A 12,263-nucleotide genomic window follows, 5' to 3' on the forward strand; every position below is an offset into this window, starting at 1 on the left:
TGCGCAGAAAATTGAACGTGCAGAAATGGGCCGCACCCGAAGCCCGTTAGCGCCGCAACCACTACCCCAACGCCCGCGCCAACACCCGCGCGACATGCAACGCATCGACACCCGCGCCGTCGTGAATCTGATGACGGCAGCTCGTCCCGTCGGCGACCATCACCGTATTCGCGTCGATCTTGCGCACGGCGGGCAGCAACGACAACTCGGCCATCGCCATCGACGCGTCGTAGTGCTCCGCTTCATACCCGAAGCTGCCCGCCATTCCACAGCACGACGATTCGACCGTCGACACCTTCAACTCCGGAATCCACTTCAGCACCGTTTGCACGGGCGAAAACGCATCGAACGCCTTCTGATGGCAATGACCATGCACAAGCGCCTGATTCACGCCACCGTCTAGCGGTTTCAATTCGAGCTTCAGGCGTCCAGCCTTCTGTTCGCTGACGAGAAACTCCTCGAACAGCATCGCGCGCTTCGAAAGACGCTCCGCTTCTTCGCCGAAGCCATATTGCAGAAACTCGTCACGCAACGACAGCAGACATGACGGCTCCAGTCCGACCACGAACACGCCGCGCTCGACGAACGGCCTGAACGCATCGAGCATTCTGCGCGCCTCGCGCTTCGCTTCGTCGACGAGACCCGCTGCGAGGAACGTACGCCCACAACACAGAGGACGCTCCCCTGCGCGCGTATTGAAGTGCACCGTATAACCCGCCGCTTCGAGCACCCGTTGCGCGGCGCGCGCGTTCTCCGGCTCGATGCTGTTATTGAACGTATCGACGAATAGAAGCACTTCTTTCTGCGCTTCTTTCGACGCATTCAAAGATGCAGCCTTCACATCGGCGTTGCTCAGAAACGGCTTGACGAAGCGTGGCAACGAACGCTGCGGTGCAAAGCCCAACGCGCGCTTGACCCACCGCGAGTTCGCAGCGAATGTGAACGCGCCCGGCATGCTGGCCGCCATCGCAGCATAACGCGGCATGAACGCGATCATCTTCTCGCGCAAGCGCAGGCCGTGCTTTTGCGCCCATGCAGCGCGTGCCTCGATCTTGAACTTCGCCATGTCGATGCCCGTCGGGCAATCGCGCTTGCAGCCCTTGCACGACACGCACAGATCGAGCGTATCCTTCACGTCCTCGCTCGCAAGTCCTTCCGCGCCGAGCTGCCCCGACAGCGCGAGCCGCAGCGTATTCGCGCGCCCACGCGTCACATGCTGCTCGTCCTTCGTCACGCGATAGCTCGGACACATCGTGCCAGCATCGAACTTGCGGCAATGTCCATTGTTGTTGCACATCTCGACGGCTTTCGCGAGGCCACCCGCCAGATCGCTGCCCGTTCCCGGCGCCGTTTCCACGCCCGTCAGCGGATCGCGTTCGACATTCCACGTCGACCAGTCAAGCGCCGGCGTCAACGGATGCACCTTATATCCGGGCGCAAAGCGGAAGTTGCGCGCGTCGTCCATCTTCGGCGGACGCACGATCTTGTCGGGATTCATCCGGTTGTCGGGATCGAACAGCGCCTTGATCTCGCCGAACGCCTGATTGATGCGCGGACCGTACTGCCACGCGACCCATTCGCCGCGGCACAGTCCGTCGCCATGCTCGCCCGAATACGCGCCCTTGTATTCGCGCACGAGCGCGGCCGCTTCTTCCGCGATGGCGCGCATCTTCTTCGCGCCGTCGCGGCGCATGTCGAGAATGGGCCGCACGTGCAGCGTGCCGACGCTCGCGTGCGCATACCACGTCCCTTCCGTGCCGTTGCGATGAAACACGTCCGTGAGCCGGCTCGTGTATTCGGCGAGATGTTCGAGCGGCACCGCGCAATCTTCGATGAACGACACGGGCTTGCCGTCACCCTTCATGCTCATCATGATGTTCAAGCCCGCCTTGCGCACTTCCCACAGCGCTTTCTGTTCGGCGGCTTCGGGCATCTGCACGACGGAATCAGGCAAACCAAGATCGGCCATCAGCTCCGTCAACTGCTTGAGCGACGCAAGCTGCTCATCGCGATCCTCGCCCGCGAACTCGACGAGCAGAATCGCTTCCGGCCTTCCGACCAGCGCCTTTTCGATCACCGGCCTGAACGACGGGTTGCTCATCGCGAGCTCGATCATCGTGCGATCGACCAGTTCGACGGCAACGGGCTTGAGCTTCACGATGTGCTGCGTCAGTTCCATCGCCTGCCAGAACGTCGGGAAGTTCACCACGCCCAGCGTCTTGTGCGCGGGCAGTGGCGCGAGCTTTAGCGTCAACTGGCGGCTGAACGCAAGCGTGCCCTCCGAGCCGACGAGCAGATGCGCGAGATTTGCAAAGCCATCGTCGGTATAGGCACGCGGATTCTGGCAGTCGAACAGATCGATGTTGTAGCCCGCGACGCGCCGCAGCACCTTCGGCACCTGCGCGACGATCTCATCGCGCTCGCGCAGCGCAATTGCCTTCACGCCCTCGAGAATCTGCTGCAAACGCATGCCCTGCGGCGCGTTGCGCAGCGAAGCGAAATGCGCTTCTGTGCCGTCCGCGAGAATCGCGTCGATCGCTTCGACGTTGTGGACCATGTTGCCGTATTCGATCGAGCGCGAACCGCACGAGTTGTTGCCCGCCATCCCGCCGATCGTGCATTGCGCCGCCGTCGACACATCGACGGGAAACCAAAGACCATGCGGCTTCAGCCATGCATTCAGATGATCGAGCACGATGCCGGGCTCGACTGTCACCGTGCGCTTCTCCTTGTCGAAGTCGATGACCTGATTAAGCCATTTGCTCGTATCGACGACGAGCGCCTCGCCCACCGTCTGCCCGCACTGGCTCGAACCCGCGCCGCGCGCGAGCAGCGGCACATGCTCGCTGCGCGCGATGTCCAGCGCGACACGCAGATCGTCCTGATCGCGCGGCACGACGACACCGATCGGCGTGATCTGATAGATCGATGCATCCGTCGAATAACGGCCACGGCTTGCGGCATCGAACAGCACGTCGCCGCGCAATTCCTTGCGCAGCCGGTTCGCGAGCGGCGTGCCCATGCGCGCCGACGATGGCACGAGATGGATCGGTTTGACGAGCAGAGTGGAGTTGGCGTTCGACATGTGCTTCGGCCTGTGAGAATGCCTGGAAGGCGAGGCGTATAGGCGATAGGCGAGCCCTGAAAAACGGGACTATTCGAGCGTGACGCTGATGGGCGCAAGCCCTTCGATATGTCCGCGCGCGGTGCCCGCCTCCTGCGGAAAGAACATGCCCGTATAAGAGCCCGTCGTCACGATCATGTCGGGCGTCACGGCAATGCCGCGATGCTGCGTGCAGTGATTGACGAGCCACGTCAACAGGCGCCGCGGGTCGCCGCATGGATTCGATGGCGCCGCCTTCATGACGTCGCGCCCCTCGAACGTGAAGGCGAGTGTCGGCGCGACGAACGGAAAATCGCGCCCGTACTTCACGAACTCGCCGACGATCAACGCGCCGTGATTCTGCAAGTCCGCGAGTTGCGCGAGCTTGTCGACGTTGGGCCATTGCTCGAAGCGGCTCGCGACGATTTCGATCGTGGCCGCCATCGAGTCGATTGCGTCGAGCACTTCAACTTCATGATACGCGTCCTCAGCCGGTTCGAAACGCCGGTTGAAGCGGAGCGCGATTTCCAGTTCGAGGCCGAGCGGCTTGTAGCGAGCGCGCGGCAGACGCGCGCCGTCCGCATGCAGATCGGTCAATGGCAGCGGCGCGCCCTGAATCGCGCCCTCCGCGGATTTCGCGCCGATTTTCCAGCCGCCGATGCGCGCGCCGCGCAATGCCAGCAGCTCGTGCTGGATCGCGTAAGCGGCGCTTGCGTCGGCGGGAATCAGTTCGTTTGGGAGCGACGCGAGCGTCGTGTGATCGGCGCGCGCCTCAGCGAGTTGTCGGCTCAGCATGTTCATTCAGACGTTAGCAAGGTTCACGAGTTGAAGCGCGTGACAGGTTGCGCGCTCGGCTCTGCGCCGACTGCGAAACGGCTTTCCGGTTGCATGCGGAAAGCGAGCACGACGCCGATTGCCATCAACAGCATGCTGCCCACGAAAGGCAGTTCCCAGTTGCCGAACGAATCGATCAAATAGCCCGACAACACGGGCGAGATGATCGCCGCGAGCGCCGAGCCCGTATTCATCATGCCGCTCGCGGTGCCCGAGTGTTCCGGCGCGATGTCCATCGGGATCGCCCACATCGGCCCGATCGTCATCTCGGCAAAGAAGAATCCCGACGACAGACACGCCATCGACACATACACGTTGTGCGTGAGCATCAACGGCACCAGCGATGCGAGCGTAAGCAGCATGCAGATCGACACCATCCAGCTGCGTGCGCGCTTGAGGCTGCCCGTGCGCTCGAAGAGCTTGTCGGTGACGATGCCGCCCAGCGTATCGCCGATCACGCCCGCGAAAAACACCGCCGAAGCGAACACGGCCGACTTCTTTAGATCGAGGTGATAGCTGTGCAGGAAGTACTGCGGAATCCAGCTCAAGAAGAGCCACAACGTCCAGCCATAGCAGAAGTACACGACGGTCACGGGCGCCATGCGCTTGAAGAGCGCTTTCCACGGCACGTTCGCGGTTTTGGCTTTCGGCGCGGGCAGCACGTCGAGTTCCGCCTGCGTGATACGGCGATGTTCTTTCGGATGCTCGGTGAACGTCAGCGCCCACACGACAACCCAAAGCAAGCTGAACGCGCCGCAGATATAAAACGATTCGCGCCAGCCCCACGTCGTCATCACGAGCACGACCACACCGGGTGCAACGGCATTGCCGATGCGCGCCGCCGCGTGCGTGATGCCCTGCGCAAAACCGCGCTTTTCTTTCGCGACCCAGCGCGACATCGCAGCCGTCGCGGCAGGAAACGTTGCGCCTTCGCCGAAGCCGAGCAGCACACGCGCGACGAGCAGCGAGATCAGGCCGCCCGCGAAGCCCGTCAACAGCGTGGCGACGGCCCAGACCGCGCCGCACGCGAGCAGCGTGCGCTTCGCGCCGAAGCGATCGCTGACCCAGCCGCCGATGATCTGGAACACGAGATACGGATATGCAAAGGCCGAAAAGACGAGGCCGACTTCCGTATGCGAAAGATGAAACTCCTTGCCGAAGCCCGCAGCCGCCGTACTGACGTTGACGCGGTCAAGGTAGGTGATGAAGTACATGATGCATAGCATCAGTAAAACGATACTGGTCGCACTGTTCACACGAAATCGCTTCATCGTCTGTCTCCGTTGCTTGCGACGGCGCGCTCGCGCGGCTTGTTCAGCCGTGATGCCGTGCGAGCCGCCGTCTGCGTGGTCTGCCGTTTGCGTTGATCGCGTCTGTGGTGCTGTTCGCTTGCGTGCTTCTTTCTTGTCGTTGTGTGTCGCGCTGACGAGGCGCGTGGGGTCACTACGCCATCGTCTTCGAATGAAGGAAGCGGTGTGGTTCGCTTCCTTCATCGCTGATGCTTATCGGCGAATCACGCGGCCGCCTTGAGTTTCGGGGTGTTCGGCTGCGACATCAGGAACTGCATCGCGGCGGGCAGACCGCTCGCCGCCACGGGCACGCGCGCGAGTTGGAGGCCCATTTCGACGCCTGCGAGCGTGGCCATCAGCGTGAGGTCGTTGCAGTCGCCCAGATGGCCGATGCGGAACATGCGCCCCTTCATCTTGCCGAGGCCCGTGCCGAGCGACATGTCGAAGCGCTCGTAGATGACCTTGCGCACAGCATCGGCATCGATGCCGTCCGGCATCATCACGCCCGTCAGCACGGGGCTGTAGAGAGACGGATCGACGCATTGAATCTCGAGGCCCCACGCGCGCACTGCGCGTCGGCATGCCTCGGCAAGACGGTCGTGACGCGCGAACACGTTGTCGAGCCCTTCGCCGAGAATCATGTCGAGCGCTTCCGAGAGCCCGTACAGCAGGTTCGTGTTCGGCGTGTAAGGCCAGTAGCCGCTCTTGTTCATTTCGATGATTTCGGCCCAGTCCCAGAACGCGCGCGGCAGCTTCGCGTGTTTGCTAGCCTCGATCGCCTTCTGCGAAACCGCGTTGAAGCTGATGCCAGGCGGCAGCATCAAGCCCTTCTGCGAGCCGGACACGGTCACGTCCACGCCCCATTCGTCGTGGCGATAGTCGGCGCACGCGAGGCCCGAGATCGTATCGACGAGCAGCAGCGCCGGATGGGCCGCCGCATCGATCGCGCGGCGCACGGCGGCGATGTCGGACGTGACGCCCGTCGACGTTTCGTTGTGCACGACGCACACGGCCTTGATCGCATGCTGCGTGTCCTCGCGCAGACGCGCTTCGATCATCTGCGGCTGCACGCCGCGCCGCCAGCCCTCGATACCCGGCAGGCCGAGGAACTCCGGCTTCAGGCCGAGGTTGTCGGCCATCTTCTTCCATAGGGTCGCGAAGTGGCCCGTCTCGTACATCAGCACGTGATCGCCGGGGCTCAGCGTGTTCGACAGCGCTGCCTCCCACGCGCCCGTGCCCGACGCCGGATAGATCACGACGGGCTGCTGCGTCTTGAAGATCTTCTTGATGCCTTCGAGCACTTTCAGGCCCAGCGCGCCGAACTCCGGACCGCGATGGTCGATGGTCGGATAGCTCATCGCCCGCAGGATGCGGTCGGGCACCGGGCTCGGACCCGGTATCTGCAAAAAGTGGCGGCCTGCGGGATGAAAGTCGAGCTTCCGCATCGGTCGATTTCCTAGATTGAATTTTGCATGCAAAAAACTATAGCAACGGATCGTAGTCGCCCCAAGGCAGTGTTTACCCGCGTATTTCCTCGGAAGGGCTTGCATGATTTAAAATCGGCGCATATCGCGTGAGGATTTTTGTATGCAAAATTCGGACATTGACGCAGGCGTGACAGCGCCTCCCCTGATGCCGAAGGTCGAACGCCAGCGTCTGCACGACACAGTGGTCGAACACATCCGGCGCTTCATCGTCGAAGGCGTGCTGGAGCCGGGCAAGAAGTTGAACGAACGCGAGTTGTGCGAGACGCTCGGCATTTCGCGCACGCCGCTGCGCGAGGCGCTGAAGGTGCTCGCGGCGGAAGGGCTGATCGATATCGAGCCGAATCGCGGCGCGTCGGTGTCGAAGATGTCGGAAGCGGAGATACGCGAGACGTTCGAGTTGATGAGCGGGCTCGAAGCGTTTTCAGGCGAGCTGGCCGCGGAGCGCATGACGGCTGCGGAGCTGACGGAAATCAAGGCGCTGCATTATGCGATGCTCGCGTGCCGCACGCAGAACGATCTGCCCGGCTACTACAGCCGCAATCAGGCGATTCACGACAAGATCAACGAGGCCGCGCGCAATTCGGCGCTGCGTCAGACGTATGTCGCGGTGAATCGCAGATTGCAGGCGCTGCGCTTTCGCTCGAACTTTCAGACCCCGAAGTGGGATCGCGCGATTCACGATCACGATGAAATGCTGAAGGCACTGGAAGCGCGCGACGGCAAGCGTCTTAGCGCGATCTTGCGGCAGCATCTGCTGGATAAGCGAGATGCCGTGTTGCAGATGCAGTCGCGGGAGGATGCGGCAGCGGGGAAGTTGAAGGCTTGATTTGAACGCTTGAAATGCAGGCTTGCAATGAAGAACGCACGGCGTGTTGCCGTGCGTTTTTTTATCCTCGGATCACGAACGCATCACCCGTTTGCCTGCCCCGTATGATCCTTCTGACGCAGCGACTGCGGCAGACCATACAGAACGATCAACGCGCAGATCAGGCTCAACGCGCCGATCACATACAACGCAGGCGTCGTGCTTCCCGTCACGTCGCGCACGCGCCCCACCATCACCGGGCTCACGATGCCGCCCAACTGTCCCAGCGTATTGATTAGCGCGATGCCGCCCGCCGCGCCCGCGCCCGTCACGAGCTTCGGCGGCAGCGCCCAGAACGCGGGAATCGAAGCGATCACGCCCGCGCCGAGCACGGCGAGCGCCACCACGAGCATCACGGTCTGCTTGTCGAAGAAGCCCGCGGCAAAGAACCCGACGGCCGCCATCACCAGCAGCGCGCTCACGAACTTGCGGCGCTCGCCCGACGCGTCCGACATCCGCCCGACCACCACCATGCAGATCGCGCCGCAGATATACGGCACGGCCGTCAGCAGACCGATGATCGTCGGGCTTTGCGTGCCCGCGCTGCGGATCAGATGCGGCGCCCAGAAATTGAGGCCGTAAGACGCGATCTGAATGAGGAAATAGACGAGGCCCAGCGTCAGAAAACCAGGCGTGCGGATCGCGCCGAGCAGCGAGTGACCGTGCGCCGTCGGCTGCGCCTGCTGCGCGACCTGAGCCGACAGGTACGTCTTCTCGGTGGGCGACAGCCAGCCTGCATCGTCGATGCGATCCTTCAGCACTTTCAGTACGAGAATGCCGAGCACGACGCACGGCAAGCCGCCCAGCATGAAGAGCCAGTGCCAGCCGCGAATGCCGAACACGCCGTCCATCTGACCGAGCACGAGCCCTGAAATCGGTGCGCCGACCAGACCCGAAAACGCCGATGCAAGAAACAGCAGCGACGTGATACGTCCGCGATAGCTCGCCGGAAACCACAGCGTCAGATAGTAGAGCACGCCCGGTGCAAAGCCCGCTTCCATCGCGCCGATCACGAAGCGCAGTCCATAGAACTGCCATTCGTTCGTGACGAAGACCATCGCCGCCGTCGCGAGACCCCATGAAATCATGATCCGCGCGATCCACTTGCGCGCGCCGACCTTGTACAGCAGCATGTTGCTCGGCACTTCAAAGAGCACATAGCCGATCACGAAGAGACTCGCGCCAAGACCATACGCGGTATCGGAAAAGCCGAGATCGCTTTGCAACTGGAACTTCGCGAAGCTGATGTTGATGCGGTCGAAGAATGCGAACAGGTAGCAGATCATGATGAGCGGCATCAACCGCCACGCTACCTTCTTGATGATGTCGGCTGTCGCCGATAGTTTGTCGTCGCGGCTGTCGGCCGCTACTGCGCCTGGTGTGCTCATGCTTGTCTCCACGCCGGATTCGGCGATGCCGTCCGGTCGTCAGTGTTGTTGTCGAAGTAAATGAAATGCTTCAGATGGCGCGCACGTAATCGGGCACGGGATGCACGTCGCAATTGCGGCCGGCCTTCATCAGTTGCCCCGGCACGTCGTGACCGAGCAATGCGGGCAGCGTGCGCGACAACGCGATCAGCTTCTGCAAGTCGATGTCCGTCGGAATGCCCATTTCGTCGCACATGTTGACGAGGTCTTCCGTGCAGATGTTGCCCGACGCGCCCGGCGCGAACGGGCATCCGCCAAGCCCGCCGAGCGCCGCGTCGAAACGGCGCGCGCCCGCTTCGTACGCAGCCAGCACGTTCGCGAGACCAAGACCGCGCGTGTTGTGAAAATGCAGCGTGAGCGCGTCGGCAGACACGCGTTGCAATACGCGCTTGACTAGCCGCGCGACCTGGCGCGGATTCGCCATGCCCGTCGTATCGGCGAGCGTGATGCCGTTGATGCCCATTTCACGGTACGTGTCGACGATCGACACCACGCGGTCTTCGTCGATCGCGCCTTCGAACGGACAGCCAAATGCCGTCGCGACCGTCGCGTTCAGCGACACAGTGAAGTGCCGCGCGAGCCGCACGATATCGCCGAACCCATCGAGCGACGCTTCGCAACTCATGCGCATGTTCGCGCGGTTATGCGTCTGGCTCGCGGACATCACGAGGTTCAACTCGTCGGCGCGAGCAGCGAGCGCGCGCTCGGCGCCCGTCACGTTCGGCACGAGTGCAACGAAGATCACGTCTTCGCGTCGCTGGATCTGCGTGAAGACCGCTTCGCCGTCGCGCAGCGCGGGAATCGCTTTCGGCGAAACGAACGAGCCTGCCTCGACGCGCGTAAAGCCCGCCGTCGACAGCTGATCGATCAGCGCGATCTTGTCGGCAGTTTCGACCCATGTCGGCTCGATCTGCAAGCCGTCGCGCGGCGCGACTTCCTGCACGATCAGCTTGTCGAACCGAATATCGTCGTTGTCAAAGTTCATTGCACGGCTCCTTCGCGGCGCAGCCGCTCGATTTCGCTTTGTCCATAGCCGAGATCGGCCAGCACGCTCGACGTGTGCTCGCCGAGCGTCGGCCCTTGCCAGCGCACCTCGCCCGGCGTCTCCGAAAGCTTCGGCACGATGCCCGGCATCTTCACCGATGCGCCGCCCGGCAAGTCGGCCTTCAGCAACATCTCGCGCGCCTCGTAGTGCGGATCGGCGACGATGTCGGCAACGGAGTAGATGCGGCCCGACGGCACTTCGGCGCTTTCGAGCGCGGCCAGCACGTCGTCGATCGAATGATGCGACGTCCACGCGGTGATCGCGGCATCGAGCATCGCGGTCTGCGCGACGCGGCCATCGTTGCGGGCAAGCGTGGGATCGTTGGCGAGATCGGGGCGGCCGATCACATGCATCAGCCGCTTGAAGATGGGGTCGCTGTTGCCCGCGATCACGACGAAGCCGCCGTCCTCCGTTCGATACGTGTTCGACGGCGCAATGCCCGGCAGCGCGCCGCCGCTGCGTTCGCGCACATGGCCGAGCAGATCGAATTCGGGCACGAGGCTTTCCATCAGGTTGAACACGCTCTCGACGAGCGACACGTCCACCACCTGTCCGTCACCCTGCCCCGTCTTCACGCGCAGCACCGACATCAACGCGCCGATCACGCCATGCAGCGACGCGAGCGAATCGCCGAGGCTCACGCCGACGCGCGCCGGTGCGCCATCGACATCGCCCGTCGTGTAGCGGATGCCGCCCATCGCTTCGCCGATCGCGCCAAAGCCCGGACGATCTCGATACGGGCCCGTCTGCCCGTAGCCGGAAATGCGGACCATCGTGAGCTTCGGGTTGATCGCGTGCAGCACGTCCCAGCCGAGGCCGAGCTTTTCGAGCGCGCCAGGGCGCAGGTTTTCGATGACGATGTCGGCGTCGGCGGCGAGACGCTTGACGACGTCGGCGCCTTCCGCCGACTTGAGATTCACGCAGATCGACTTCTTGTTGCGCGATTGCAGATACCACCAGAGCGATGTGCCCTCATGCAGCTTGCGCCATTTGCGCAGCGGGTCGCCCGTTTCGGGTGCTTCGATCTTGATGACTTCCGCGCCGAACTCGGCGAGCAGCCGCGCGGCGAACGGCGCCGCGATCAGCGTGCCGATTTCGACGACGCGGATGCCCTGCAACGGACCACTCATGATGTTGTCTCCAATCTGAATTCATGTTGGAGACAAGGTTAGAAGCGCGGCCGCCAGAGCGTCCAACCGCATTTCGCCAACGACCGTTCGCGGTTCGCGAACGGTCGGCGCTAAGCCTTGCCGGACAAGGCTTCGACGGAACGCAGATGGTCGAACAGGAGCATTGCGACGGGCGAAAGACGCGCCGCGTTGCGCGTGACGATGATGAGGTCGCGCTCGGCCCAGTCGTCCTCGAGCGCGACGCTGACGAGGCCCAGAGGCCGCCCCATGATGCGGTAGACGTTGATCGGCAGCACGCCGACGCCCATGCCCGCCTGGATCATCCGGCACACGGCGTCGAAGCCCGGCACGTGGATGCGCAGCCTGAGCGGCTTGCCCGCCTGGCGCGCGGCCATGTGCGTGCGCGCGTTGATCGAACTGGCCGAATGCAGGCCGACGTGATCGCTGTCGAGCGTTTCCGCGAACGCGACGCTCGTGCGTTCCGCGAGGGGATGATCGTCGCGCATCACGACACACAGTGCGTCGTGCCGATAGTGCGTCGCTTCGAGGCCGCGCGCGTCCGCTTCACCGGAACAGATGCCGAGATCCGCGAGACTGTCAGCGACCGCTTCGACGACGCCGCCGCTCGGCCGCTCTTCGAGATCGATCTTCACGCGGTCGTTGACGGCAAGAAACGCGCGCAAATCTTCAGGCAAGAATTCGACGATCGCAGAGAGGTTCGCCATCATCCGCACATAGCCGCGCACGCCGCTCGCATGTCCCGCGAGCTCGATGCCAATGTTCTCGATGCCGCGCATCACGCGGCGCGCGTGATGCAGCAGCGTTTCGCCCGCAGGCGTGAGCGTCATGCCGCGCGCGTTGCGCTGAAAGAGCGTCGCGCCGACGGCCTGCTCGAGTTCGAGCAGACGCTTGCTCGCCGCGGATACGGCGATGGCCTCGCGTTCCGCGGCGCGCGTCAGCGTGCCTTCCTCATAGACGGCGATGAAGAGTTGCAAGGTCGTGAGGTCGAGGCGGCGGTGGAGGTTCTTCAGGGTCATGGCGAATACGATGACGCGCAGTGTCGAGGCTGCAATGCGTGATATT

The 12,263-nt window shown here is 63.1% G+C and carries 9 protein-coding genes; 1 reads left to right on the top strand and 8 read right to left on the bottom strand.

Going from position 1 to position 12,263, the window contains the following annotated elements; all coding sequences use genetic code 11:
- Positions 1 to 61: 61 nt before the first annotated feature.
- The 4 genes from BN2476_RS23190 to BN2476_RS23205 all read right to left on the bottom strand — a co-directional run bounded on the left by BN2476_RS23190 (position 62) and on the right by BN2476_RS23205 (position 6,671).
- Positions 62 to 3,085: an FAD-binding and (Fe-S)-binding domain-containing protein gene (locus BN2476_RS23190; RefSeq protein WP_087736503.1), complete on the bottom strand. Its 3,024-nt coding sequence runs from the start codon at positions 3,083 to 3,085 to the stop codon at positions 62 to 64.
- Between the two features lie 69 nt (positions 3,086 to 3,154).
- The gene (locus tag BN2476_RS23195; protein WP_087736504.1) at positions 3,155 to 3,904 is read right to left on the bottom strand and encodes a 2-keto-4-pentenoate hydratase; all 750 of its coding nucleotides are present in this window, start codon (positions 3,902 to 3,904) and stop codon (positions 3,155 to 3,157) included.
- Positions 3,905 to 3,921: 17 nt separating this feature from the next.
- Positions 3,922 to 5,208: an MFS transporter gene (locus BN2476_RS23200; RefSeq protein ID WP_087736655.1), complete on the bottom strand. Its 1,287-nt coding sequence runs from the start codon at positions 5,206 to 5,208 to the stop codon at positions 3,922 to 3,924.
- Between the two features lie 242 nt (positions 5,209 to 5,450).
- A complete protein-coding gene (locus tag BN2476_RS23205; RefSeq protein WP_087736505.1) occupies positions 5,451 to 6,671 on the bottom strand; it encodes a pyridoxal-phosphate-dependent aminotransferase family protein in 1,221 nt (406 codons plus the stop codon).
- Positions 6,672 to 6,813: 142 nt separating this feature from the next.
- On the opposite strand from BN2476_RS23205, the gene BN2476_RS23210 reads away from it, so the two are divergent.
- Positions 6,814 to 7,539 (top strand): GntR family transcriptional regulator, encoded by a 726-nt coding sequence (locus BN2476_RS23210; protein ID WP_087736506.1) that lies wholly within the window; start codon positions 6,814 to 6,816, stop codon positions 7,537 to 7,539.
- 83 nt (positions 7,540 to 7,622) lie between these two features.
- On the opposite strand, the gene BN2476_RS23215 is transcribed toward BN2476_RS23210, so the two are convergent.
- The 4 genes from BN2476_RS23215 to BN2476_RS23230 form a co-directional block, all read right to left on the bottom strand.
- Positions 7,623 to 8,966, bottom strand: a complete 1,344-nt coding sequence (locus tag BN2476_RS23215) for an MFS transporter (RefSeq protein ID WP_087736507.1) — start codon at positions 8,964 to 8,966, stop codon at positions 7,623 to 7,625.
- A gap of 70 nt (positions 8,967 to 9,036) precedes the next feature.
- A complete protein-coding gene (locus BN2476_RS23220) occupies positions 9,037 to 9,990 on the bottom strand; it encodes a hydroxymethylglutaryl-CoA lyase (protein WP_087736508.1) in 954 nt (317 codons plus the stop codon).
- Positions 9,987 to 11,180 carry a CaiB/BaiF CoA transferase family protein gene (locus BN2476_RS23225; RefSeq protein ID WP_087736509.1) on the bottom strand — a complete coding sequence of 398 codons (1,194 nt, stop codon included), beginning with the start codon at positions 11,178 to 11,180 and terminating at the stop codon, positions 9,987 to 9,989. Before BN2476_RS23225 ends, BN2476_RS23220 begins: the two co-directional genes overlap by 4 nt.
- Before the next feature lie 110 nt (positions 11,181 to 11,290).
- Positions 11,291 to 12,217 carry a LysR family transcriptional regulator gene (locus BN2476_RS23230; RefSeq protein WP_087736510.1) on the bottom strand — a complete coding sequence of 309 codons (927 nt, stop codon included), beginning with the start codon at positions 12,215 to 12,217 and terminating at the stop codon, positions 11,291 to 11,293.
- Between the last annotated feature and the right edge of the window lie 46 nt (positions 12,218 to 12,263).

Origin of the sequence: Paraburkholderia piptadeniae (genome assembly GCF_900007165.1) — a bacterium.
Taxonomy (GTDB): domain Bacteria; phylum Pseudomonadota; class Gammaproteobacteria; order Burkholderiales; family Burkholderiaceae; genus Paraburkholderia; species Paraburkholderia piptadeniae.